We start from the raw sequence: 25180 nt of genomic DNA, 5'->3' as shown, positions 1-25180 counted from the left end.
ATCGGACAACGGCCGCAAAAAAACTACCGCCCCCGGGTGCGACGGTGGCACCCTGGCGCTCATGGGGGCCAAGAGGTCGTACCGCCGCACCGCACACCGCACCCTGCCCGCCTTGGCCACGGCCGCCCTGGCGATCGGCGGGGTCGCCGCCTGCGACCCCGTCGGCGGGCTCAACTCCGCCGCCGTGGCGGTCACCACGCAGCAGACCGCGACGGCCGCCCTGAGCCACGAGCACGTCGACGTGAAGTGGCTTACCTGCACGGCGCACCTCAACGGCGGCGCCGGTCCGACCCCTTCGGCGGGCAGCACCACCCAGCAGGTCGCCGACGTGAGCTGCCAGGGCGAGACCAAGGACGGCAAGAAGATCACCGTCGACGGAAAGGTCACGCAGGAGCTCCAGGGCCGCTGCGTGAAGGGCGACCTGACCGCCAAGGTCGCGGGCAGGACCGTCTTCCGCGCCAGTGTCCTGGGCAACTGCGATGCCCCCGCCCCGACCACCGGCCCCGCGACGCCCGGCCCGCGCGGCAACCCCACGGTCACGGTGACCGTCACGGTGACGGAGTCCTTCCACGGCAAGTAGCACTCCTCGGAGCGCAACCCCCTCCGGCAAGCAGGCGCCCCTCCGCCAAGCCGCGCGCCGGAGACGACGGCTACTCCACGCCAAGCCGCGCGCCATCTGCGGCGGCACTCCACGCCTACGCCACGCACCACCCGCGGCAGCGCCCCCCACCTTCGCCAGAACGCGTTGAGTAGCATGCGGTTACCTGATCAACGCGACCAAGGAGGACCGGACCGTGGCCGGAGAGCCGCAGGCCGACTGCCTGTTCTGCAAGATCGTCTCGGGCGAAGTCCCGGCGACCGTCGTCCGGGAGACCGCGACGACCGTCGCCTTCCGCGACATAAACCCCCAGGCGCCTAGCCACGTCCTGGTCATCCCCAAGGTCCACCACCCGGACGCCGCCGCGCTCGCCGCCGCCGAACCGGCGATCCTCGCCGACGTGGTGCGCGAGGCCGGGGAGGTCGCCCGCGAGGAGAAGGTCGACCAGAGCGGCTACCGGATCGTCTTCAACACCGGCAGCGGCGCCGGGCAGACCGTGTTCCACGCCCATGCGCACGTGCTTGGCGGCCGCGGCCTCCAGTGGCCGCCCGGATAGCCGGACGACGCACAGGCCCTTACCGGACGAACAGGCAACCAACCGTGTCCGTACGTGAATTGGTGGTGCTCGGCACCGCCAGCCAGGTTCCCACCCGGCACCGCAACCACAACGGCTATCTGCTGCGCTGGGACGGCCAGGGCATCCTCTTCGACCCCGGGGAGGGCACCCAGCGGCAGATGCTGCGGGCCGGGGTCGCCGCCCACGACATCAACCGGATCTGCGTCACGCACTTCCACGGCGACCACTCGCTGGGCCTGGCCGGGGTGATCCAGCGGATCAACCTCGACCGGGTCCCGCACCCGGTCACCGCGCACTACCCGCTCAGCGGCGAGCACTTCTTCGAGCGGCTGCGGTACGCCACCGCCTACCGCGAGTCGGTTCCGCTCGCGCAGCAGCCCGTCGCGGGGGAGAGCGCGGTGCTGGCCGAGACGAGCGGGTACGTCCTGGAGGCCCATCGGCTCTCGCACCCCGTCGAGTCGTACGGCTACCGGATCGTGGAGCCCGACGGGCGGCGGATACTGCCCGCGCTCCTCGCCGAGCGCGGCATCAGGGGCCCCGACGTGGGGCGCCTCCAGCGCGAGGGCGAGCTGAACGGCGTCACCCTCGACGACGTGAGCGAGGTCCGGCTCGGGCAGCGGTTCGCGTTCGTGATGGACACCCGGATGTGCGCGGGCGTGCACGCGCTCGCGGACGGCTGCGACATGCTGGTCATCGAGTCGACGTTCCTGGACGGGGATTTCCAACTGGCCGCCGACCACGGTCACTTGACGGCAGGTCAGGCGGCGTCGGCGGCCCGGGACGCGGGCGTACGCCACCTCGTCCTCACCCACTTCTCGCAGCGGTACTCCGACCCGGAGGAATTCGAGCGGCAGGCCCGCGCCGCCGGGTTCGAGGGCGAACTGACCGTCGCCGCCGACCTGGTACGGGTCCCCCTGCCCAAACGCACCCCCTAGCCCCACCCCTTGGCCCCACCCCCTGGAAAGACCCCCCATGCCCCTCCCCAAGGCCGAACTTCACCTCCACATCGAAGGCACCCTCGAACCCGAGCTGGCCTTCGAGCTCGCCGCGCGCAACGGCATCGAGCTGCCGTACGCCGACACCGAGACGCTGCGCAAGGCGTACCTCTTCGAGGACCTCCAGTCCTTCCTCAACCTGTACTACTCGCTGATGACGGTGCTGCGGACCGAGGACGACTTCGCGGCGCTCGCCGAGGCGTATCTGACCCGGGCCGCCGCGCAGGGCGTGCGGCACGCCGAGATCTTCTTCGACCCGCAGGCGCACACCGCTCGCGGCATCCCGATCGGCACGGTGGTGGAAGGCCTGTGGCGGGCCCTGTCGGCAGGCGAGGAACGCCACGGCATCTCCACCCGGCTCATCCTCTGCTTCCTGCGGGACCAGTCGGCGGAGTCGGCGCTGCTCACGCTGGAGGCGGCGCGGCCGTACCTGGACCGCATCACGGCCGTGGGGCTCGACTCGGCCGAGGTCGGCCACCCGCCTGCCAAGTTCCGCGAGGTGTTCGAGGCGGCCGCCGCGCTCGGGCTGCGCCGGGTCGCGCACGCGGGGGAGGAGGGGCCGCCCGCGTACATCACCGAGGCGCTCGACATCCTGGGCGTCGAGCGCGTCGACCACGGGCTGCGCGCGCTGGAGGACCCGGCGCTCGTCGCCCGGCTGGCCCGCGACCGGATCCCGCTCACCCTGTGCCCGCTCTCCAACGTCCGCCTCCGGGCGATCGAGACGCTGGAGGAGCACCCGCTGCCCGCGATGATGGCCGCGGGCCTGCTGTGCACGGTCAACTCCGACGACCCCGCGTACTTCGGGGGCTATGTGGACGACACGTTCCACGCGGTGCGCGAGGCGCTGGGCCTCGACCGTGAGCGCCTGAGGGAGCTGGCGCGGAACTCCTTCGAGGCGTCGTTCCTGGAGGACGAGGAGGGGTTGCGGGCGCGGTACTTGGCAGAGGTCGAGGCGTACGACTTCGACGCGGAGTAGCCCACTGGGGCTTCGCCCCAGACCCCGCGTCCGGTCGGCTGCGGACCGTGCGTGGCTGGTCGCGCAGTTCCCCGCGCCCCTGGCAGGGTGCATACCCAGCCCGTCATGGGGCACATCAGGACGCCAGCACCTTGCGGCGCCGCCTCGCTCGCGAGCTGATCGGGATTTCCGCCACCTCCTGCTCGGGGACGCCGATCTGGGGGAGCAGCGCGGAGGACGCCCCCGCCGCCGCCCCCGCGACCACCGCCGCCGGCGCACCACCCCGCCGCCGGATGGACCCCGGCACCAGCGGCCGCCCCGACGTGTGGAGCGCGACCGCGGTCATCGGCGCCGCGATCAGAAGCAGCAGCGCGCACAGGACGAGCCCCATGCCCCGGTACCCCGCGTACTCCGACAGCAGGCTCCCCGTGAGCGGCCCGCAGGCCACCCCGAGCGAGGAGGCCGAACCGGCGAGCACCGCCCAGCGCCCGCGCGGGTCGAGCGAGGCGGACAGGCCGATCAGGTAGGAGAGGACGACCGGGTAGAAGACGTTCCAGAGGATCTCGCCGGTCGCGAACGAGGCGAGCCCGTGCGCCGACGAACTCGCCACGATGCAGCACGCGATGACCGCCGTACCCGCCCCGATCGGCACCGCCCGCCCCAGCCGCGCGCCGAGCGCACCCGCGCCGAGCACGCCGAGCAGCCCCGCGCCCAGCGCCACCGCGAAGACCATGCCGACGGTGACCTCGGTCAGCCCGGCCTGGGTGAGCCCGATCCGCCCGCTCACCCCCCACAGCGCGTTCTGCGCGAGCGACCAGCAGAGCATCGTCGCGGCGAGCACCGTGCCGGAACGGCGGTGCGGCAGGCGGATCCCGGAGATCTCCACCGGCCGGTTCGCGCTGTACGTGTCCGAACTGTGCGTGTCCGAAAGCCGGCCCGTCGCGGGCCACACCAGCGCCGCCACCACGGCGATCGCGGCGAGCGGCGCCGCATGGCCGCCGCCGAGGTGAGGGATCGTCAGATAGAGCGCGCCCGCGGTCGCCGAGACCGAGAGCAGGCCCAGCGTGGAGGCGCGGTGCGGGTCGCGCTGGGCGGCGATACCGGCCGCGGCCACCGCCGTCGCCGTACCGGAGCCGAGGCCGCCGACCACCGCGCCCGCCACGACGAGCGGGACCAGGGTGGTCAGCGCGGCGGCGCCGTACCCCGTGACGGCAAGCAGCAGGCCGAGTCTGGCGAGGCGGCGCGGGCCGTGCCGCTCGACCCGCGAGGCCAGTGTGAACCCGGCCGTCGCCGAGCTCAGCAGCAGGGTGGAGCCGACCAGTCCGGCCTGTGCGGGGGAGAGCCCGAGGCCCGCCGAGAGCCGGCCGACGACGGTGGGAAGGAGGTACGCGGCGAGGTAACCGGCGGTGAAGACGGCGACCAGCGGCCAGGCGGCACGAGGGCGTGCGGACATGGGCGTTCCAAGGAACAGTGCCCGTGGGGCAGGGAGGTCAAAGAGGGGGGATGCGCCCGGTGTTGTGCGGGAACGCGGCCCAATTTGTATCAAGCGTCCGGAGCGCGCGGAAAGCCGGGGTGGCGTGATCTGGGTCACGTTTCGTTTGGGGTGGATTCAGGTCGGGTAGACGCGCGAATTTCATCGCAAGTCTCTGTGGAGGGAGGGGAGTTGGGGCGACCCGGCGGGGGCGCCGGACCCTTGACGTCGCTCGTTCACATACCTAGTCTCCATTTTTATGGATGGACAGGATGGCGTAGAGCGGGCCGGCGTGGGGCAGGGCGGCGCGGAGGGCGTGAGGAGGAGTGAGGCGCAACGGGTCGCCGAGGTGCGGCTCACCCCCGTCCTCATCTCCGACCCCCCGCTCCTCAACGTCCAGGGCGTCCACCAGCCCTACACTCCCCGCCTCGTGGTCGAGGTCGTCACGGCCGACGGGGCGACCGGGGTCGGTGAGACGTACGGCGACACCAAATACCTCGAACTGGCCCGCCCGTACGCCGATGCGCTGGTCGGGCACGACATCGCCGACCTCAATGGATTGTTCACGCTCGTGAACCGGATCGGGGTCGAAGACTCCCGGGTGGACGAGTCCGTCGCCGTGGGCGGACTGCGCGGCGTCCAGACCGCCGACAAGCTGCGCCTGTCCGTCCTCTCCGCCTTCGAGGTGGCCTGCCTGGACGCGCTCGGCAAGGTCCAGGGCGTGCCCGTCCACACGCTGCTCGGCGGCAAGGTGCGCGACAGCGTGGAGTACAGCGCCTACCTCTTCTACCGCTGGGCCGAACATCCCGGCGGCGCCGGAGAGAAGGACGGCTGGGGCGCGGCCCTCGACCCGGCCGGGATCGTCGAACAGGCCCGCCGCTTCGTACGCGAGCACGGCTTCCGCTCCTTCAAGCTCAAGGGCGGCGTCCTCCCACCCGAGCGGGAGGTCGCCGCGATCCGCGCGCTGGCCGAGGCCTTCCCCGGGCACCCGCTCCGGCTCGACCCCAACGGCGGGTGGACGCCGGCCACCTCCCTGGACGTCGCCGCCGAACTCGCCGACGTACTCGAATACCTGGAGGACCCGGCGCCGGGCACGCCCGCGATGGCCGAGGTGTCCCGGGGCACCGCGGTCCCGCTCGCCACCAACATGTGCGTGACGACCTTCCCCGAGATCAGGGAGGCGTTCCTGACCGACGCCGTCCAGGTGGTCCTCTGCGACCACCACTACTGGGGCGGGCTGCGCAACACGCGTGAACTCGCCGCGATCTGCCGGGTGTTCGGGGTGGGCCTGTCCATGCACTCCAACACCCACCTGGGGATCAGCCTCGCCGCGATGACCCATGTCGCGGCGACCGTCCCCAACCTCGACTACGCCTGCGACAGCCACTACCCCTGGCAGACCGAGGACGTGATCACCACGCGCCACACCTTCCACGGCGGCCACCTGCCCGTCTCCGACGCCCCCGGCCTCGGCGTGCACCTCGACCGGGAGGCCCTGGCCCGCCTGCACCGGCGCTGGCTGGACGACGACGGCACGCTGCGGGACCGCGACGACGCGGCGGCGATGCGCAGGGCGCCGGGTCATGCGGACTGGACGACTCCGGTGCTGCCCCGCTGGTAGGGGGCCGGGTGCCGGGCGGTGGCGGGCCGCCGGTCGCGTACATCGGGCAGACTTGCCAGATCTGTACGCGAACGGAGAGCCCGCCGTGACGACACCACCCAGCAGAGAGCAGCCGCCCCGCCACCCGCGCCACACGTACTCCCCTGCCGGTTCCGCGGACGAACGCCAGCACCTGGAGGGCACCGACACGCCCGCCGGGCGCCGGCGGTCCACCCGGCTCGACCCGCTCGACGGACTGCGCGACCCGCGCGACCCGCCCTGCGACGTGTTCCTCACCGGCACGGTCTTCCTCGACATCATCTTCACCGGGCTCGACTCGGCCCCGGTGCGCGGCACCGAGTCCTGGGCGCGCGGCATGGGTTCGAGCCCCGGCGGCGTCGCCAACATGGCCACCGCGCTCGCCCGCCTCGGCCTGCGCACCTCCCTGGCCGCGGCCTTCGGCGACGACCACTACGGCGAATACTGCTGGGACGCGCTCGAACAGGGCGAGGGCATCGACCTGTCCCTGTCACGCACCGTGCCCGGCTGGCACTCGCCGGTCACCGTCTCCATGGCGTACGAGGGCGAACGCACGATGGTCTCGCACGGCCACGAGGCCCCGCCCGAACTCTCCGCGCCCAACTGCCCGCCCCGCGCCCGGGCCGCCGTCGCCTCCCTCGAACCGGGGCGCGGCGAGGAATGGATCGAGGACGCCGCACGGGCCGGTGCGCGGATCTTCGCGGACGTGGGCTGGGACGACACCGGGCACTGGGACCTGGCGGCGCTCGCCGAACTCGAACACTGCGAGGCGTTCCTGCCGAACGCGGCCGAGGCGATGCGCTACACCCGTACCGACTGCCCGCGCGCGGCGGCCCGCGCGCTGGCCGAGAAGGTGCCGCTCGCGGTGGTCACGCTGGGGCCCGAGGGCGCGTACGCCGTCGACGGCTCGACCGGTGAGACCGCCGACGTGCCCGCGATCGCCGTCGAGGCGCTGGATCCGACCGGGGCCGGGGACGTGTTCGTCGCCGGTTTCGTCACCGGCACCCTGGCCGGCTGGCCGCTCGCGGACCGGCTCGCCTTCGCGGGGCTCACGGCGGCGCTGTCCGTCCAGGAGTTCGGGGGCTCGCTGTCGGCGCCGGGGTGGGCGGAGATCGCGGGCTGGTGGGAGCGGATCCGCACATACGAGGCCCAGGACCCGTCGGCCTTGCGCCGCTACGCCTTCCTGACCGACCTCCTGCCCGGCGCGGCCCGAACCTGGCCCCTACGCCGAGCGGTCCCGACGATCGGCTTCAGGCGGCCCGCCTGACGCTGCCAGGGGGGCAGCGCGCCCGGGACGCGGCCCGCAGGCGGACTGCGGCGGAGGGGGGCCGGGACGGAGCCCGGCGCTGGGGTCTGTGCCCACCCTTGCCCAAGGTCTCGGCTCCGCTCGACCAGGGGAGACCCCGATCGTCCTGCGGAACGATTGCCCACAGCGAGGGAAGGGGCTCGGGCGTTTGAGGAAGGAGCCGGGCCCCGTACACCAGGGTGGAAAACCCCTCGGCGTGCCACGCGGCAAGTCGTACGCTTGGTTATCCAGAGGTTGTCGAGCAGCGAGAACCCTGCAACGGGAGGTATGTGCAGGCCACAGAGCCGGCCCATGACTCAGACACCCACACACCCGCAGGCGCACGCCCAGATCACCATCCCGGCCAAGCACCCCATGGTGACCATCCTGGGCTCGAGCGACTCCTTGCTGCGCGTGATCGAAACGGCCTTCCCGTCGGCCGACATCCACGTACGGGGCAATCTGATCAGCGCCGTGGGGGACGCGACGGAAGTCGCCCTCATCCAGCGCCTGTTCGACGAGATGATGCTGGTGCTCCGCACCGGGCAGCCGATGACGGAGGACGCAGTGGAACGCTCGATCGCCATGCTCCGGGCGAACGGCAGTGCAAACGGCGGCGACGGGGACGGCCACCGCGAGACGCCCGCCGAGGTGCTCACTCAGAACATCCTCTCCAGCCGCGGCCGCACCATCCGCCCCAAGACCCTCAACCAGAAGCGCTACGTCGACGCGATCGACAAGCACACGATCGTCTTCGGCATCGGCCCCGCCGGTACCGGCAAGACCTATCTCGCCATGGCCAAGGCGGTCCAGGCCCTGCAGTCCAAGCAGGTCACCCGGATCATCCTGACCCGGCCGGCCGTCGAGGCCGGCGAGCGCCTGGGCTTCCTCCCCGGCACGCTCTACGAGAAGATCGACCCATACCTGCGCCCCCTCTACGACGCCCTGCACGACATGCTCGACCCGGATTCGATCCCCCGGCTGATGGCCGCCGGGACGATCGAGGTGGCGCCGCTGGCTTATATGCGGGGTCGCACCCTCAATGACGCGTTCATCATCCTCGACGAGGCGCAGAACACCAGCGCCGAGCAGATGAAGATGTTCCTGACCAGGCTCGGCTTCGACTCGAAGATCGTCGTCACGGGCGACGTCACCCAGGTCGACCTGCCGAACGGGACGAAGAGCGGTCTGCGCCAGGTCCAGGACATCCTGGACGGCGTGGACGACGTGCACTTCTCCCGGCTCACCTCGCAGGATGTCGTACGGCACAAGCTCGTCGGCCGTATCGTCGACGCGTACGAGAAGTACGACAGCCGGCAAGACCAGAACGGTCAGAGCGGCCGAAACGGGAAGTAGAGCAAGCGCACCATGTCGATCGACGTCAACAACGAGTCCGGAACCGAGGTCGACGAGCAGGCGATCCTCGACATCGCCCGCTACGCGCTCACGCGGATGCGGATCCACCCGCTCTCCGAGCTCTCGGTGATCGTCGTGGACGACGAGGCCATGGAGCAGCTGCACATCCAGTGGATGGACCTGCCGGGTCCGACCGATGTCATGTCCTTCCCGATGGACGAGCTGCGCCCGCCGACGAAGGACGACGAGGAGCCCCCGCAGGGGCTCCTCGGTGACATCGTGCTCTGCCCCGAGGTCGCCAAGAAGCAGGGCGAGGACGCCGAGACGGGGCACTCCATGGACGAGGAGCTCCAACTCCTCACCGTCCACGGGGTGTTGCACCTGCTCGGCTATGACCACGAGGAGCCGGACGAGAAGGCCGAGATGTTCGGTCTGCAGGCGGCGATCGTCGACGGCTGGCGTGCGGAGAAGGGCCTGACCGGCCCCTCCCCGGCGCCGACCGTTTCATGACCGGACAGCTGATCGCGGGGGCCGTCGCGCTGGTCGTCGTGGCCTGGCTGGCGGCCTGTGCCGAGGCCGGTATCGCCCGTACCTCCTCCTTCCGCGCGGAGGAGGCGCTGCGGTCCGGCCGGCGCGGCAGTGCCAAGCTCGCCCAGATCGCCGCCGACCCGACCCGCTACCTCAATGTGGCGCTGCTCGTCAGGGTCGCCTGCGAGATGGCGGCGGGTGTCCTGGTCACGTACGTGTGCCTGAACGAGTTCGGCGAGACCTGGACCGCCCTGGTCGTCGCCATCGCGGTGATGGTCCTCGTCTCGTACGTCGCCGTCGGCGTCTCGCCGCGCACCATCGGGCGCCAGCACCCCCTCAACACGGCCACGGCGGCGGCGTACGTCCTGCTGCCGCTGGCCAGGATCATGGGGCCGGTCCCGCAGCTCCTGATCCTGCTCGGCAATGCGCTGACGCCCGGAAAGGGCTTCCGCAAGGGGCCGTTCGCGTCCGAGGCCGAGCTGCGGGCGATGGTCGACCTCGCTGAGCGGGAGTCGCTGATCGAGGACGACGAGCGCCGGATGGTGCACTCGGTCTTCGAGCTGGGTGACACGCTGGTGCGCGAGGTCATGGTGCCGCGCACCGACCTCGTCTGCATCGAGCGGTACAAGACGATCCGCCAGGCGCTCACCCTCGCGCTGCGGTCCGGTTTCTCGCGGATCCCGGTGACCGGGGAGAACGAGGACGACATCGTCGGGATCGTCTACTTGAAGGACCTCGTGCGCAAGACGCACATCAATCGGGACTCCGAGGCCGACCTGGTCTCCACCGCGATGCGGCCCGCGGCCTTCGTGCCCGACACCAAGAACGCCGGTGACCTGCTGCGCGAGATGCAGCAGCAGCGCAGCCACGTCGCCGTCGTCATCGACGAGTACGGCGGCACCGCGGGCATCGTCACCATCGAGGACATCCTGGAGGAGATCGTCGGTGAGATCACCGACGAGTACGACCGCGAGCTGCCGCCGGTGACCGAGCTGGCGGACGGCTGCTTCCGGGTCACCGCCCGGCTCGACATCGGTGACCTGGGCGAGCTGTTCGGATTTGACGAGTACGACGACGAGGACGTGGAGACGGTCGGCGGGCTGCTCGCCAAGTCGCTCGGCCGGGTGCCGATCGCGGGCGCGTCCGCCGTGGTGGAGCTGCCGGACGGGCGCCGGCTGCGGCTGACCGCCGAGTCCCCGGCCGGCCGCCGCAACAAGATCGTCACCGTGCTCGTGGAGCCGTCGAAGGGCGCGCAGAAGGAGGGCACGGAGTGACACCGAAGCAACTGAGGGCGTTCTGCCTGGAGTTCAACGCCGTGACGGAGGAGTTCCCGTTCAACCCGGAGACCTCGGTCTTCAAGGTGCTTGGGAAGATGTTCGCGCTGTGCGCCCTGGACGGGAAGCCGCTCACCGTCAACCTCAAGTGCGACCCGGACGACGCGGTCAGGCTCCGTGAGGAGCACGCCGCGATCGTGCCCGGCTACCACATGAACAAGCGGCACTGGAACACCGTGAGCGTGGCCGGGCTCCCGGACCGGCTGGTCCGGGAGCTCATCGAGGACTCGTACGACCTGGTGGTCGCCGGTCTGCCCAAGGCCGAGCGGCTCCGGCTCGACCGGGCCTGAGCCACTAGGCCTTCTTGCGGCTCAGACCGACCGCCACCAGGCCGGCTGCCGCGATCACGATCAGCGCGTCGATCGCGAGGACCGTGCGCACCCCGTCGAAGAGCGAGGCCTGCGTGGTGGCGAGCACGCCGAGCAGCGGGATGCCGATGGTGATGCCGACCTGCTGGGTGGTGGTGACCAGACCGGTCGCCAGGCCCTGCTCCTCGTTCGGGACACCGCTGGTCACGGTCACGCCGTACGAGATGATCGCGCCGAGGTGGCACATGCTGGCCAGCGAGACGGCGGCGGTGGCGAGCAGCGCGCCCGAGCCACTGCCGATACCGAGCAGCGCCGCGATGAACAGGCCCTGGCCGAGCAGTGAGCCGACGAGTACGCGCCGGGCGCCGAAGCGGCCGATGATCTTCGCGGCGTACGTACCGGCGAAGGCCGAGGCGATGCCCTGGACGCCGAAGACCAGACCGGTCTGGAAGGACGAGAGGTCCAGGGTCTCCTGGAGGTAGAGGGTCAGCACGAAGACGACCGTCGACATCATCGAGAAGGTGACCAGGCCGCCCAGGTTGCCCCAGGCCACCGTGCGGCGCTTCAGCATCGGCAGCGAGACCAGCGGGGCCGAGGCCTTCGACTCGACGGCCACGAAGGCGGCGAGCAGGGCGAGGCCCACGAGCAGGGTGCCCCAGACGTCCACACCGCCGAAGCCCTGCTGGGCCGCCGTCGACAGGGCGTAGATCACCGCGAGCAGACCGCCGGTGACGGTGACGGCGCCCGGCACGTCCAGGCGCGGCCGCTCGGGGGTGCGCGACTCGGGCAGCAGCATCGGCGCCAGGACGAGGACGATCACCGCGGCCGCCGTGAGCAGACCCATCGTGGAGCGCCAGCCCAGGGTGTCGGTCATGACCCCGCCGAGGACCATGCCCACGGTGAAGCCCAGGGACATCAGGGTGCCGGAGATGCCGAGCGCCTTGTCGCGCAGCGGGCCCTCGGGGAACGTCGTGGTCAGCAGGGACATGCCGGTCGGCACGATGACGGCCGCGCCGAGGCCCTGCAGGGCGCGCCCGGTCAGGAAGGACGCCGGGCCCCAGGCGAGGGTGGCGAGCAGCGAGGCCGCGCCGAACAGCGCGAGGCCGGTCAGGAACAGCTTCTTGCGGCCGAAGAGGTCGGCGATGCGGCTGAAGAGCAGCAGGAAACCGCCCGACGGCAGGGCGAACGCGGTGACCGCCCACTGGAGGGCGGACTGGCTCAGACCCAGGTCCTTGCCGAGCGCCGGCAGCGCCACGTTCAGTACGGAGAAGTCGAGCGCCACCATGAACTGGGCTGCGCAGAGCACGAAGAGGACCAGCCGGGCCCGGCCGCTGAGCCGGGTGTCGCCGGGGGAGGGGGCCACCGCGTCGGGTGCGGTGACTGTCGTCTGAGTATCGATCGCCATGGCCACTACCTTCGTGGCCCGGGAATGCCCGTGGAGAGTGGGAACTTATCCTGTTGCTGGCACCACCAGGCAGCCGACAGGGGGAGTTCGTGGCTACACCGATCGACAAGCACCGCCGGAGCGAGCTGCGCGAGTTCCTGATGAGCAGGCGGGCCAGGATCACTCCGGCCCAGGCCGGGCTGCCCGACGGCGGGGCCCGTCGCCGCACCCCGGGGCTGCGCCGCGAGGAGGTCGCCGTGCTCGCCGGGGTCGGGGTCTCCTGGTACCAGTGGCTGGAGCAGGGCCGTGACATCACGGTGTCGCCGCAGGTCCTGGAGGCGGTGGGCCGGGTGCTCCAGCTGACCAGCGCCGAGCGCCGCCACCTGTACGTCCTGGCCGGGCTCAACCCGCCGGCGCCCGAGGTCGACCCGGCCAACACCAATATGTGCCACGGGCTGCAGCGCCTGATCGACGCGTGGATGCCGTTCCCCGCGCACATCATGGACGCGTACTGGAACACGGTGATGTACAACGACGCGGCGTCCCTGGTGTTCGGGATGCGTCCGGAGATCGTGCAGAACTGTCTGATCGCGTTCTTCACCGACCCCATCTACCGGGCCCGCGCCAAGCGCTGGGACGAGGTCGCCTGCAATGTCGTCGCCCAGTTCCGGGCGGCCTGCTCGGAGCGGCCCGACGACGAGGGGTTCCGCGCGGTCGTGGAGGAGGCGAAGGAGCTCAGCCCGGACTTCGTGGAGCTGTGGGAGCGGCGCGACATCCAGCCCGGCGGGCAGCTCCAGAAGGAGATGGAGCACCCGCTCGTCGGCACGCTGTACGTCGAGTCGACCCAGCTGCGCGTCCCGGCCCGGCCGGACCTGGTGATCGCGCTGCACACCCCGCTGCCGAACACCGACACCGCCGAGAAGCTGGAGTGGCTGACCTCGCCGGAGGGCCGGCGCGGTTCCATGTACCCGATCGCGGGCTAGTCCCCCCTGTGGCCGGGCGGTGCGCCGGTCTCCCCCACCCACTCCTTATGCTCGGGGCATGACACAGAGCACCGAACTCGACCCCGAGGACCGCAAGATCATCACGCTCGCGCGCAGCGCCCGGGCCCGCAACGGTGTGGCCGAGGGCGCCGCCGTACGCGACGAGACCGGGCGCACCTACGTCGCGGGCACGGTCGAGCTCGCCTCGCTGAAGCTCTCCGCGCTCCAGACCGCCGTCGCGATGGCCGTGGCCAGCGGCGCGAAGTCCCTGGAGGCGGCGGCCGTGGTGACCGAGGCGGGGCACCCGGCGGACGCGGACCTCGCGGCGGTACGGGACCTGGGCGGCCCGGGCACCCCGGTGCTGCTGGCCGGACCCGACGGAGAGCTGCGGCTGACCACCGGGAAGTGACACGCGCCGAGCGGGACCAGGGCTGACCGGGAGGTCAGCCGCGCCGAGCGGGGGGCTGACCGGGGTCCAGTAACGCCCTTCTTTCCCTGCCACGTCCCGCTTTCCCCCTTTAGAGCCTGTGCTTTACCCCCGCACCCCTTAAGAATCAAGGCGTTGGCCCTTGTAATCCCCGGCTGCCCGCGCATCAATGGACGACAGTCGATCCGACGGTCCGTCAGATTCGCGGGCGGACCGGCGCGGGGTGCAGAGCCGCAGCCCCGGGCCGGAGTCGGATGCGCTCCCTCCGCGCAGTTCCGCAGCCTCTGCATCGCCATGCCCGCACGCCCGCGCACCCGTGCACGTGGGCCGCTGGGGGTCAGCTGCGCGGTCGTGTGTCGATGACGCGGCAGACGATCAACTCCCTGTAACGGGAAGGGGAATCATGCGTAAGAGCACCAGCAGGCCCCTCGCGCGGGCCGCACTCGCCGCGGGGGCGGTGGCCGTGGTGAGCCTCGCCTTCGCGCCGAGCGCCGCCGCCGTCTCACCGGGCTCGGCGACCGCCACGTACGACTGCGGTAGCTGGGGCGGTGGCAGTGCCACGCTCACCGCGACCCAGAGCGGCACGGCCGCCACCATCACGCTGACCTCGGCCGTCACCACGCCGGTCGCGGTCGGCGCCGACCAGATCAACGCGAATCTGACCCTCGCCGGGGGTGCCGGGGGCACCACCGTGTTCAGCGGTCAGGCGAACCCGGCCCTGAACGCGGGCGATCCGGTCACGATCGGCCCGCTGAACGGGACCGTCGCCTCCGGTGACAGCCTCGATTCGTACCTCTCCGGCACCGCCCTGTCGATGACGATCTTCGGGGTCTCGGTGAACTGCGACGCGACGACCTCGCAGGCGCCCGGCCCGTTCGTCTTCGACTGATCCCGCACCGTGCGCAAGGAGCCGGTGCCGTCCCGGGCGGCGCCGGCTTTCGTGCTGCGGTGGCTCTCGCGCCGCCGCGGTTGGGAGTCAGGGCATGAAATGCCGGGATCTTGACAGGATCTGATGGGTCATCAGTTATTGCGGCCGAATTCCGTTGACTTCTTTTCGGCCCCGGCCGTCAATGGCCCCCTGCCGGCGCAGCCGAGCCGCGCTGTGCCACTTCAGGAAGGGGGGCAAGCCCATGTCCGAACGTCGAAGACGGCGTCTGGCCGCCGTATTGGGGGCGGTCGCGCTCGCCGCGGGGACCGGCGCGCTCGCCGCACCCGCGAGCGCCCTGGCCGCGACGCCCGTCGACTTCGCCACGCACTGCATCCCGCCGTCGATCGCCGGAATCCCGCCGATCGACGGCACCACGAACGCGACCGTCACCGTCGACAACGCCGCACCGAAGGTCGGCGACAAGGTCACCGTCACCTACACGGTGAACAAGGCGGCCGCCGGCAACCCGGTCGACATCAACCTCCCCGCCGACATCATGACCCCGACCGGAAAGGTCGTCCTCGCGGGTGCCCAGACCGGCACCGTGGACGTCGCGGGTCCGAAGAAGAACGACCCGGTGCCCGGCAAGGGCGCGTTCCCGGCGTTCTCCATGAGCGGCAGCTTCACCGCCACCAAGGCCGGTGCGATCACCCTGTCGCCCGGCGACTACAACATCCACACCAGCTACGTCATGGAACTGGACACGCCCTGCACGGTCATCAACCCGCCCGCCCCCGCCTCCGGGACGGTCAACGCCACCGACGGCGGCGGACAGGTCAACCAGCGCGCGATCACGGCCAGTCCGGCATCCGGCAACGCCGGTGACCGCACGACCGTCACCGGGTCCAGGTTCACTCCGAACGCGGACGTCACCGTGGCGGGCTGGAACGGCACCGCGACCACCGGCGACAAGATCACCTTCAAGTCGGCCGCCAACGGCGGCTTCACCGCCCGGCCGAAGATCACCGACCCGGCGACCACCGGCATCGTGGCCTACGAGGGAGCGGCCTGGGACCCGGCCAACGGCGCGGGCCCGGTGGCGTACAAGGTTAACAGCGGCCCGCCGCCCACCGGACCGAACCAGAAGCTCAACTCGACTGTCAACACGGGTACGTTGGCGATGTCCCAGGCCGGTGACACCGTCGGACTCACGGCGGTCGACTTCGGCAAGGGCGGCGCCTCCACCGGCGATCTGAAGACGGTGACGGTCCAGGACTTCCGCGGTGGCCCCGCGGGCTGGTCCCTGACCGGCAAGGTCACCAACTTCACCGGCCCCGGCGGCTCCATCGACGCGGGCAAACTCAGCTGGACCCCGGCCTGCGCCACCAAGCCCGGCTCCCCGTCCGTGTGCGCCGCGGGCTCGGCCGGCAGTGTGGGCGGCGCGGGCGCGACCCTCGCCTCGACCCCGAACGCGGCGCTCACCGGCGGTGAGTTCACCGTCAACGCGAAGCTCTCGCTCGACGTCCCGGCGTTCACCGCCCCCGGCGCCTACAGCGGCGTACTGACCCTCACCCTCACCTGAGAGCCCGTGTCCATCGTGGGCCGGGCGCGCACCCGCCCCGCCCACCCGTCCCCGGGGGTCCGCACCGTGCGCAAGCTGTCCGCACTCCTCCTGGCTGCCGTGCTCGCCGTCCTCGCCGAGCCCGCCGCCCACGCCGCCGACAACGGCGACTGGTCCGTCTTCCCCACCGCCTCGGGCGCCGCCCAGCGGCCGTACTTCTACCTCTCCGCCGACCCCGGCACCACCCTCGCCGACAAGGTGACCGTCACCAACAAGACACCGGCACCGCTGAGCTTCCGGCTGTACGGGGCCGACGCGTACAACACCGAGCGTGACGGCGGGTTCGCCGTGCGCACCGAACAGGAGCGGCAGACCGGGGTGGGCGCCTGGGTGAAACCGGCCCGGAACAAGGTCACCGTTCCCGCCCGGTCCTCGGTCACCGTGCCGTTCACGCTCGCCGTGCCGCCGGACGCCGAGCCCGGGGACCACGTGGGCGCGCTGGTCGCGCTCGACGACCGGGTGGCGCCGGGTCCGGCCGCGGACGGCAAGGTCGCCGTCGGCGTCCAGCAGGCCGTGGGCGCCCGGGTCTATCTGCGGGTCAGCGGCCCGACCGTCCCCGCGCTCGCCATCGAGGACGTCTCGCTCTCCCAGCACCGTCCGCTGGTCCCGGGCACGGGAGAGAGCCGCACCGACATCACGTACACCCTGCACAACCGCGGCAACGTCACCCTCGACCCGAAGGTCGATCTGACGGCGGCGGGCCTCTTCGACCGTACGCTGCTCAGCCGCGGGCTGACCCGGATCCCCTCCGAGCTGCTGCCGGGCCAGCAGGTCAAGCTCACCGAGGTCTGGCACGGCGCGCCCCAACTCGACTGGGGCGACGTCACGTTGACGGCCAGCGCGAAGGACGCACGCGGGTCCGCGGCCGCGTCCTTCTTCGCGCTGCCATGGCTGGCGGCGGCGATCCTGCCGGCCGCGGCGCTCGCCCTGATCGCCCGGCGGATCGTGCGGCGTGCGCAGCGCAAATCAAGCCCCTCATGGGGGTCCCTCCCTGGCCCTTAAGGCCTTGGGGGAGATCGAGGAGCGGGGTCTGGGGCGGAGCCCCAGGGCCGCAGGGGCCCGCCTGGGCAGCGAGGGCGCTGGGATCGGGGAGAATGGCTGGCATGAGCGCTCGTACCCTTGCCGCTGACATCGCCGCCGAGACCACCCACCGGGCCGGCTTCGCCTGCTTCGTCGGTCGCCCCAACGCGGGCAAGTCCACCCTCACGAACGCTCTGGTCGGGCAGAAGGTGGCCATCACCTCCAACCGCCCGCAGACCACCCGGCACACCGTGCGCGGCATCGTGCACCGCCCGGACGCCCAGCTGATCCTGGTCGACACCCCCGGCCTGCACAAGCCGCGCACCCTGCTCGGCGAGCGTCTCAACGACGTCGTCCGCACCACCTGGGCCGAGGTCGACGTGATCGGCTTCTGCCTGCCCGCCGACCAGAAGCTCGGCCCCGGCGACAAGTTCATCGCCAAGGAGCTCGCGGGGATCAAGAAGACCCCCAAGATGGCCATCATCACCAAGACCGACCTGGTCGACTCCAAGACCCTGGCCGAGCAGCTCATCGCCGTGGACCAGCTCGGCAAGGAGCTGGGCTTCGAGTGGGCGCAGATCGTGCCGGTCTCGGCGGTCGGCGACACGCAGGTCCAGCTGGTGGCCGACCTGCTCATCCCGATGCTGCCGGAGAGCCCGCCGCTCTACCCGGAGGGCGACCTCACGGACGAGCCCGAGCAGGTGATGGTCGCCGAGCTGATCCGCGAGGCCGCCCTCGAAGGCGTACGGGACGAGCTTCCGCACTCGATCGCGGTCGTCGTGGAGGAGATGATCCCGCGCGAGGACCGCCCGGCGGACAAGCCCCTCCTCGACATCCACGCCAACGTCTACATCGAGCGCCCCAGCCAGAAGGGCATCATCATCGGCCCCAAGGGCAAGCGCCTGAAGGAGGTCGGCATGAAGTCCCGCAAGCACATCGAGGCGCTGCTCGGCACGCCGGTCTTCCTTGACCTGCACGTCAAGGTGGCCAAGGACTGGCAGCGCGACCCGAAGCAGCTGCGCAAGCTCGGCTTCTGAGGCGCCCGGCCGGGGGCCGCTACCCCGGGGTTTTACGCGATCTTCGGCGCGCAGCGCATGCTGATGTAGCAGCAGGCCTTCCCTTGGACACCAGGCTCTCAGTTCTCGGGGAGTTCGGCGATGAGGGCGGTGCCGGCCGGGCGGAAACCCAGGGTGGTGTACATGCGGGCCACGTCCTGGTCGCCCGCGGACAGGAACACCGTCTGCGTGCCCCGGGCGCGGGCGTCGGCGACCAGGGCCGCCGTGACCGCGCGGCCCAGGCCCCTGCGGCGCGCGGAAGGCAGCGTGCCGAGCCCGGCGATCTCGGTGACCGGGGCGACCGGGTTGTGCATGCCCGCGCAGAGCGGCAGGCCGTCCTCGAAGGCCGCCGCCACGGCCGTCCGGCCCGCGCGGATGCGCTCGGCGACCTGCCCGGCCCGGCCGTCACCGGCCCGGGCGGTGATCTCGGCGGCCAGCTCGGCCGGGCCCGCCGGGCCGACGTCCGTGCCGGGTGCGGCGAACGCGAGATGGGGCACGACCAGCGCCGCGTGCAGCAGCGGGTCGGCCGCGTCCAGCACGCGTACCAGGGGATGCGGCTCGGCGGCGGGCGCGTCCGGGTCCAGGACCATCAGCGGGTGCTCGTGCACCGCGAGGCCCGACTCCTCGACCGCCGCGCGGAGCCCCGGGCTCACCTCGGCGACCCACTCGAAGGCCTCGGGCGCCCCGAGCTCGCGCTGGCGGGCCCGCACCGCGTCCACATCGGCGGCCGTCACCGGCCCGGAGCGGCCAAGGGCGGGCCGCGCGTAGAAGGGCCAGCCGGCCCCCTCCCGTACGAAGAGACTGAGCGGACCGAAGTCCTCGACGCGCGCCGAGCTCCTGGGCACGGCATCGTAGTAGCGCTCGATCTCATCGAGCCGGGGGCGGGCAGGCATCGTCATGACGCGCATCAAACCAGGAGGCCACCCGGGACGCACCCGGGTTTCGGCGCCGTTCGGCGTCGCCTACGCCCCCTCCTTCAACACCCGTGAGATCAGCTCGCGTTGGGCCTCCGTCAGGCGCGGGTCGGCGCAGTGGGCCGTCCGGCCGTCCACCGTGATCTCGTAGTGGAAGCCGTCCGGTACGCCGGGTGACGGCTCGGTGCGGCCCCCGGCCAGGGCCGCCTCGGCCAGGGTCTCCCATTCGGCGGCATCGGGCCGGCCCGAGGTGTCGATCCCGGCCCGGCGCTCGATACCGGCGAATCCTCCTGTGCGGCACACCTGGATACGCATGGCCTCTGTCTAGCAGCCCCGGCCCGGTACGTCAGGACCGCACACCCCCTCGGCCTGAGGTATACGTCACCTTTTGTCCGTTTCGGCGACGGTGTCCCGCATACTGATACGGGACCGGCGCTCCCGGTGCCCCTCGGCTAAGCTGCGGCATCATGCGTTTCGGGCTGCTTCTCCTTAGCTGCCGCGGCGAGGGCCTGTAGTCGTAGGCCGACCCCCTCCCCGCGGGATCTGGTGTTGCGCGACAGTCGGCTGTCCCCCCTGCTGGACCCGAGGAGCCCTACGCAATGTCTGAGACGACTTTCGGCCGCCCCACTCCGGTCACCAACGCCACCCAGATGCAGAAGCCGTCCGGGATGCCCATTCACAAGTACGGCCGGTACGAGGCCGTGGACATCCCCGACCGCACCTGGCCCGAGGGCCGCATCACCAAGGCCCCGCGCTGGCTGTCCACCGATCTGCGCGACGGCAACCAGGCCCTGATCGACCCGATGAGCCCCGCCCGTAAGCGCGAGATGTTCGACCTGCTGGTGCGCATGGGCTACAAGGAGATCGAGGTCGGCTTCCCGTCGTCCGGCGAGACCGACTTCAACTTCGTACGCTCCATCATCGAAGAGGGCGCGATCCCCGAGGACGTGACGATCTCCGTCCTGACCCAGGCCCGCGAAGAGCTGATCGAGCGCACCGTGGAGTCCCTGCGCGGCGCCCACCGCGCCACGGTCCACCTGTACAACGCAACCGCCCCCACCTTCCGCCGGGTCGTCTTCCGCGGCACGAAGGACCAGGTCAAGCAGATCGCGGTGGACGGCACGCGGCTGGTCATGGAGTACGCGGACAAGATCCTGGGCGAGGAGACGATCTTCGGCTACCAGTACAGCCCGGAGATCTTCACCGACACCGAGCTGGACTTCGCGCTGGAGGTCTGCGAGGCGGTGTGCGACGTCTGGCAGCCCGAGGAGGGCCGCGAGATCATCCTCAACCTGCCCGCCACGGTGGAGCGTTCGACCCCGAGCACGCACGCGGACCGCTTCGAGTGGATGAGCCGCAACCTGTCGCGCCGCGCGCATGTGTGCCTGTCCGTGCACCCCCACAACGACCGCGGTACGGCGGTGGCGGCGGCCGAGCTGGCGATCATGGCCGGGGCGGACCGCATCGAGGGCTGCCTGTTCGGCCAGGGCGAGCGGACGGGCAATGTGGACCTGGTGACCCTGGGCATGAACCTGTTCAGCCAGGGCGTGGACCCGCAGATCGACTTCTCCCAGATCGACGAGATCCGCCGCACCTCCGAGTACTGCAACCAGATGGAGGTCCACCCGCGCCACCCCTACGCGGGCGACCTGGTCTACACCGCCTTCTCCGGCTCCCACCAGGACGCCATCAAGAAGGGCTTCGACGCGATGGAGGCGGATGCCGCCGCCGCGGGCAGGACGGTGGACGAGATCGAGTGGGCGGTGCCCTACCTGCCCATCGACCCGAAGGACGTGGGCCGCTCCTACGAGGCCGTGATCCGGGTCAACTCGCAGTCCGGCAAGGGCGGAATCGCGTACGTCCTGAAGAACGACCACAAGCTGGACCTGCCGCGCCGGATGCAGATCGAGTTCTCGAAGATCATCCAGCAGAAGACGGACGCCGAGGGCGGCGAGGTCACCCCGACCGCGATCTGGTCGGTCTTCCAGGACGAGTACCTGCCCAACCCCGAGAACCCGTGGGGCCGCATCCAGCTGCGTTCCGGCCAGACGACGACGGACCAGGACGGTCGCGACACCCTGACGGTGGAGGCGATCGTGGACGGCGCCGACACCGTACTGACCGGCACCGGAAACGGTCCGATCTCGGCCTTCTTCGAGGCACTGGCCGCGACCGGGGTGGACGCGCGGCTGCTGGACTACCAGGAGCACACGATGAGCGAGGGCGCGTCCGCGCAGGCCGCCTCGTACATCGAGTGCGCGATCGACGGTGCGGTGCTGTGGGGCATCGGCATCGACGCGAACACGACGCGAGCGTCCCTGAAGGCGGTCATCTCGGCGGTCAACCGCGCCGCCCGCTGACCGCTCCGCCGGTCTTCAAGCGCCGGGCAGGCTGCCCCAGCCGCCCGGCGCCGCCGGAGCCCCCGCAACCAGCGGGGGCTCCGCACTGTCACAATCGCGCCATCCACCCTCCTCTCCCCCTCCCGGGGTGCTGACGCCGCATCGCGGATGTGGCTAACATCACGTCAACGCGGCAATGTTGCCGGAGCGTTACGGAGGTGCGCGGTGCGGCCAGCACGGGGACAGAACGGTACGAACCTGAGCACCGGGCCGCAGTCCGGGCTCTCGTCCCGCATCGGAGCCGGCCTCTGGTCCGTCCGTACCGTGTGGCGCACCGTGGGTGACGGCGAGTTCTTCTGCCCCGACTGCGGCGGCGACCGGAACTACCAGCGCCGCACCGGCCGCAGACGCCTCACCGTCCTCGGCGTCCCGCTCGTCACCCGCGGCAGCGCGGGCCCGGTGGTCGAATGCGCCGCCTGCCAGGGGCACTTCGGTACCGAAACGCTGGACCACCCCACCACGACCCGCTTCTCGGCCATGCTCCGCGACGCCGTGCACACCGTCGCCCTCGCCGTCCTCGCCGCGGGCGGCACCTCGTCCCGTACGGCCACCGGCACCGCCGTGGCCACCGTCCGGGCCGCCGGATTCGAGGACTGCACCGAGGAAGCGCTCGTCGCCCTCATCGAGGCACTGGCCGCCGACACCGGCCGCTTCCTGGCCGCCCCGGCCGACGAGACCGACCCCTGCGGCGCCGCCCTCGCCATCGAACTCCACGAGGCCCTGGAACCGCTCGCCCCGCACCTCGCCCCCGCCGGCCGCGAGTCCATCCTGCTCCAGGGGGCGCGCATCGCCCTCGCGGACGGCCCGTACAGCCCCGCCGAACGCGAGGTGCTCAGCACGGTCGGCGGGGCGCTGTCGCTCTGCGCGGACGACACCGCCCGCCTCCTCGCGGCGGCCCGCACGCCCTCCTAAACTCTCGAACTTCCGGACTCTCGAACTCCCGGAAGGATCAGGAGAGTTGGGACGGAAGCCAGCCGTGCTGCACGGCCCGTGCGCCCGCCTCGAACCGGCTGCGCGCGCCGAGCCGATCCATCAGGTCCGTGGCGATCCGCCGCGCGGTGCGCTGCGACACCCCGAGCCGCTTCGCGATCGCCTCGTCGGTGTGGCCCTGCGCGAGCAGCGTGACGGTGGTGGCCTCCTGCGGGCTCAGCCCGTGCCCGTCCCGCATCGAGGCGCTCCCGAGCGGCTGGGCCCCTTCCCACACGCTGTCGAACAGCGCGCACAGCGCGGTGAGCGTGCCCTGGCCGTTGAGCACGCGCGAAGGTGGCGACCTCGGTACGGGTCTCACGGGCCAGTCCGGCCAGCCGGTCCCGTATCTGGTCGAGCCCGATGAGGTGCTCCACGCCCGGGCTCGCGGCCGCCGGACGCAGATCGGCGTACTCGGCGATCAGCTGCGCGGCGACGGCCCGCGAGGCCTCCAGCTTCTGCTGCTGGGCGGCCAGCTCGGCTTGCTGACGGGCCATCAGGATCTCCATCCCGATGTCTGGCGAGACCGCTCTGAGCCGGCCGCACTGCTCGGCCGACGACCGGATCAGCGCGAGTTCGCTCAGTGTTTCCAGGGCTCTTCGTACGTCCTGTTCGGGCACCCCCAGTGCCGCGACGAGTTCGGCCACTCCACCCTGCGGATCGGCCAGCATGGCCCGGTAGACGGATTCCGCGACTGCATCGAGTCCCAACGCGGTAAGCATTCTCCAACCGTTCCAATTAAGTGACCAGGAGTGAGTCTTGTACCCATTCCTGGTCACTGCGGATATCCCGAACGGTTTTGGATGTCCGGCTGGTCTCCCGCTTTCCGCTGTTCCCCGCTCGGGCACGTGCATCGTGTGCGCGTTCCGTGGCGGGTGGGCGGGTTTCCTCGCGCCCCCGGATGCCTGGTCCGGCCTGGACGGTCCGATGCCCGCGACGATCGCTCTGGTCGTCGTGGGGCGGTGTCGTCCGTCGCCGGATCGGGTGTCCGAGGGCGCGTCTGCCAATCGCCACCGAGGCGGCGTCATGGCGAGTCATCTTGCGTGTACTGCTGGTCAGGGGCTGCGCCAGTGCTGGCCGCCCCACATCGAGGTGTAGGCCGGGTCGACGGCCACGATGGACAGGTCCATCTCGGCGGCCATCGAGATCAGCCGGGCCTTGAGCCTGCCGGTTGGGATGCCGGAAATGATCTGCCGGAACCGCTTCCTGCGGCCGTGTTTCTCGCGGGTCTTCTCGGCGGTGAAGTCCAGGTCTTCGATCGCGATGGCGGCGACGCCGCAGCGTTTGGCCCAGTGCAGCAGTTGGTTGATGGCGTGCCGGATCTGCGCGTCCCGGTGTGGGGCCGGCCCGGACAGGTCGTAGGAGAAGCGCTGGGGGTCGCCGACCGGATTGCCGTGGACGTCCAGTAGGTAGGCGGCGAAGTGGTCGGCGTTGGTATCGACACCGATCATTCCCCGGGCCCGTGCGGTCTCCAGCGGGACCGTCTTGACCACGGGGCGCTGCCAGGAGGCGGTCAGATACCAGCGTCCGCGTGCCACGTCGAGGTGGATGCGGTAGGCCACAGCCCTGTTCGCGCTGATGCGGTCGGCCCATTCCTGGCCCCGATGCTGGAACGCGATGCGGGAGGCGAGGACGTACCGGCCGTGCCTGGCGTTCGCCAGATCGGCGAGCGGCGCGGGGAGCTTGATGCTGACTTCGCCGTCGGGGGTGACGCGGATCGTCTCGTTGCCGTACCGCTTCCCGGATTCGCCGTCGGCGGCCAGGAACCAGCGTTCGGCTTCCCAGCGCTGACGCCACTGGGCCTCGGTGAGCTGTGCGGCTTCGAGGTTGTGCCGATGGTTGAGCACCTTCCGGCCGCCGCGCACGACGTGCACGGCCCCGCTCTCCCGGTCGGCACGGGCCACAGCCAGACGGTGTTCCAGGGTGTGCAGACGACGCGACTTGTGGAACCACTCGCCCTTGCTGCGGTCCGCCCGGAGCACGCTTCGTGCCGCGCTCGCCGACCGGCTGGGACAGACGGTGCATCAGCGTGCGCACACCGGCCTCAAGGCACTGGATATGTGCCAGCTGGCAGCGACGGGAGAGCGCCCACTGATCGTGGGTGGCTTTCGTGATGCTGCCCGCCCAGCGCGAGGACGACTCGGCGGTCAAACCCTGCTTACGAACCGCCCACCGCTCCGCGTCGTGGTCGTTGCCGTCCGCGCAGCGCGCTGCCAGGCGCCCGAGGTGCTCGCTGGCCATGCGCAACACTTCGTCATCCCCGGGCGTCAGGCTCTTGAGCCGGTCGCGGATCGCCACACCGGACGGCCCCAAGGCAACGAACGGCGCTTCGATCAAACGCAGTTGCCGTTTCGCGACCCCCTGCACCGCCCGCCTCCCTCCACGATCAACACCTCGAACCTACCGGCCACCACTGACAATCCGACCCCCACCGCTTACAGCGCCCCCACAGCACAACACAGGACACACTCATGCGCTCTTACACACACCCCTGACC

22 protein-coding genes and 2 pseudogenes are annotated in these 25180 nt (G+C 71.3%); 18 read left to right on the top strand and 6 right to left on the bottom strand.

Annotated elements, in window-relative coordinates:
• Nucleotides 1-61: 61 nt before the first annotated feature.
• The 4 genes from ACIBK6_RS00925 to ACIBK6_RS00910 all read left to right on the top strand — a co-directional run bounded on the left by ACIBK6_RS00925 (nt 62) and on the right by ACIBK6_RS00910 (nt 3146).
• Nucleotides 62-580 (top strand): hypothetical protein, encoded by a 519-nt coding sequence (locus tag ACIBK6_RS00925; protein WP_399047624.1) that lies wholly within the window; start codon nt 62-64, stop codon nt 578-580.
• A 214-nt stretch (nt 581-794) separates the two neighbouring features.
• On the top strand, nt 795-1154 hold the full coding sequence (locus tag ACIBK6_RS00920; protein WP_399047622.1) for a histidine triad nucleotide-binding protein: 360 nt from the start codon (nt 795-797) through the stop codon (nt 1152-1154).
• A 44-nt stretch (nt 1155-1198) separates the two neighbouring features.
• Nucleotides 1199-2110, top strand: a complete 912-nt coding sequence (locus ACIBK6_RS00915; protein WP_399047621.1) for a ribonuclease Z — start codon at nt 1199-1201, stop codon at nt 2108-2110.
• 37 nt (nt 2111-2147) lie between these two features.
• Nucleotides 2148-3146 carry an adenosine deaminase gene (locus tag ACIBK6_RS00910; protein WP_399047619.1) on the top strand — a complete coding sequence of 333 codons (999 nt, stop codon included), beginning with the start codon at nt 2148-2150 and terminating at the stop codon, nt 3144-3146.
• 115 nt (nt 3147-3261) lie between these two features.
• Here ACIBK6_RS00910 and ACIBK6_RS00905 read toward each other — a convergent pair whose 3' ends face one another.
• The gene (locus ACIBK6_RS00905) at nt 3262-4578 is read right to left on the bottom strand and encodes an MFS transporter (RefSeq protein ID WP_399047618.1); all 1317 of its coding nucleotides are present in this window, start codon (nt 4576-4578) and stop codon (nt 3262-3264) included.
• A 277-nt stretch (nt 4579-4855) separates the two neighbouring features.
• Here ACIBK6_RS00905 and ACIBK6_RS00900 point away from each other — a divergent pair, with 277 nt between their 5' ends.
• The 6 genes from ACIBK6_RS00900 (at nt 4856) to ACIBK6_RS00875 (ending at nt 11028) form a co-directional block, all read left to right on the top strand.
• Entirely contained in the window at nt 4856-6217 is a 1362-nt protein-coding gene (locus tag ACIBK6_RS00900; RefSeq protein WP_399047617.1) for a glucarate dehydratase family protein, read from the top strand.
• 172 nt (nt 6218-6389) lie between these two features.
• Nucleotides 6390-7502 (top strand): carbohydrate kinase family protein, encoded by a 1113-nt coding sequence (locus tag ACIBK6_RS00895; RefSeq protein WP_399048436.1) that lies wholly within the window; start codon nt 6390-6392, stop codon nt 7500-7502.
• Between the two features lie 330 nt (nt 7503-7832).
• Nucleotides 7833-8876: a PhoH family protein gene (locus ACIBK6_RS00890; RefSeq protein ID WP_399047615.1), complete on the top strand. Its 1044-nt coding sequence runs from the start codon at nt 7833-7835 to the stop codon at nt 8874-8876.
• Between the two features lie 12 nt (nt 8877-8888).
• Nucleotides 8889-9386, top strand: a complete 498-nt coding sequence (gene ybeY, locus ACIBK6_RS00885; RefSeq protein ID WP_399047613.1) for an rRNA maturation RNase YbeY — start codon at nt 8889-8891, stop codon at nt 9384-9386.
• Complete coding sequence (locus ACIBK6_RS00880; RefSeq protein ID WP_399047610.1) at nt 9383-10678, top strand: hemolysin family protein; 1296 nt, start codon at nt 9383-9385, stop codon at nt 10676-10678. The genes ybeY and ACIBK6_RS00880 overlap by 4 nt, the downstream gene beginning before the upstream one ends.
• Nucleotides 10675-11028, top strand: a complete 354-nt coding sequence (locus tag ACIBK6_RS00875; protein ID WP_399047609.1) for an MmcQ/YjbR family DNA-binding protein — start codon at nt 10675-10677, stop codon at nt 11026-11028. Before ACIBK6_RS00880 ends, ACIBK6_RS00875 begins: the two co-directional genes overlap by 4 nt.
• Before the next feature lie 4 nt (nt 11029-11032).
• Here the strand turns inward: ACIBK6_RS00875 and ACIBK6_RS00870 are convergent, their stop codons facing one another.
• Nucleotides 11033-12451, bottom strand: a complete 1419-nt coding sequence (locus ACIBK6_RS00870; protein ID WP_399047608.1) for an MFS transporter — start codon at nt 12449-12451, stop codon at nt 11033-11035.
• Between the two features lie 140 nt (nt 12452-12591).
• Between ACIBK6_RS00870 and ACIBK6_RS00865 the strand changes: the two genes are divergently transcribed.
• From ACIBK6_RS00865 to era, 6 genes are all read left to right on the top strand, one after another.
• Nucleotides 12592-13413 carry a helix-turn-helix transcriptional regulator gene (locus ACIBK6_RS00865; protein ID WP_399048435.1) on the top strand — a complete coding sequence of 274 codons (822 nt, stop codon included), beginning with the start codon at nt 12592-12594 and terminating at the stop codon, nt 13411-13413.
• A 58-nt stretch (nt 13414-13471) separates the two neighbouring features.
• Nucleotides 13472-13822: a cytidine deaminase gene (locus tag ACIBK6_RS00860; protein WP_399047606.1), complete on the top strand. Its 351-nt coding sequence runs from the start codon at nt 13472-13474 to the stop codon at nt 13820-13822.
• Between the two features lie 421 nt (nt 13823-14243).
• On the top strand, nt 14244-14729 hold the full coding sequence (locus ACIBK6_RS00855) for a hypothetical protein (RefSeq protein WP_399047604.1): 486 nt from the start codon (nt 14244-14246) through the stop codon (nt 14727-14729).
• Nucleotides 14730-14970: 241 nt separating this feature from the next.
• Nucleotides 14971-16290, top strand: a complete 1320-nt coding sequence (locus ACIBK6_RS00850) for a beta-xylosidase (RefSeq protein ID WP_399047603.1) — start codon at nt 14971-14973, stop codon at nt 16288-16290.
• A gap of 66 nt (nt 16291-16356) precedes the next feature.
• On the top strand, nt 16357-17331 hold the full coding sequence (locus tag ACIBK6_RS00845; RefSeq protein WP_399048433.1) for a WxL protein peptidoglycan domain-containing protein: 975 nt from the start codon (nt 16357-16359) through the stop codon (nt 17329-17331).
• Between the two features lie 92 nt (nt 17332-17423).
• On the top strand, nt 17424-18386 hold the full coding sequence (gene era / locus ACIBK6_RS00840) for a GTPase Era (protein WP_399047601.1): 963 nt from the start codon (nt 17424-17426) through the stop codon (nt 18384-18386).
• Nucleotides 18387-18484: 98 nt separating this feature from the next.
• Here era and ACIBK6_RS00835 read toward each other — a convergent pair whose 3' ends face one another.
• On the bottom strand, nt 18485-19303 hold the full coding sequence (locus tag ACIBK6_RS00835) for a GNAT family N-acetyltransferase (RefSeq protein WP_399047600.1): 819 nt from the start codon (nt 19301-19303) through the stop codon (nt 18485-18487).
• Between the two features lie 63 nt (nt 19304-19366).
• Nucleotides 19367-19633: a protealysin inhibitor emfourin gene (locus ACIBK6_RS00830; protein WP_399047599.1), complete on the bottom strand. Its 267-nt coding sequence runs from the start codon at nt 19631-19633 to the stop codon at nt 19367-19369.
• Nucleotides 19634-19917: 284 nt separating this feature from the next.
• Here ACIBK6_RS00830 and leuA point away from each other — a divergent pair, with 284 nt between their 5' ends.
• Complete coding sequence (gene leuA, locus ACIBK6_RS00825; protein WP_399047598.1) at nt 19918-21678, top strand: 2-isopropylmalate synthase; 1761 nt, start codon at nt 19918-19920, stop codon at nt 21676-21678.
• A 204-nt stretch (nt 21679-21882) separates the two neighbouring features.
• Complete coding sequence (locus ACIBK6_RS00820; RefSeq protein ID WP_399047597.1) at nt 21883-22629, top strand: TerB family tellurite resistance protein; 747 nt, start codon at nt 21883-21885, stop codon at nt 22627-22629.
• A gap of 37 nt (nt 22630-22666) precedes the next feature.
• On the opposite strand, the pseudogene ACIBK6_RS00815 reads toward ACIBK6_RS00820, so the two are convergent.
• Together ACIBK6_RS00815 and ACIBK6_RS00810 are read right to left on the bottom strand one after the other, a co-directional pair.
• A pseudogene (locus ACIBK6_RS00815) lies at nt 22667-23405 on the bottom strand (helix-turn-helix domain-containing protein).
• A 16-nt stretch (nt 23406-23421) separates the two neighbouring features.
• Nucleotides 23422-25050, bottom strand: a pseudogene (locus tag ACIBK6_RS00810) (IS200/IS605 family accessory protein TnpB-related protein).
• Between the last annotated feature and the right edge of the window lie 130 nt (nt 25051-25180).

Source organism: Streptomyces sp. NPDC050485 (assembly GCF_044458185.1).
GTDB lineage: Bacteria > Actinomycetota > Actinomycetes > Streptomycetales > Streptomycetaceae > Streptomyces.
The sequence above is the reverse complement of the archived record's forward strand: the minus strand, read 5'-3'. Positions and strand labels throughout refer to the sequence as shown.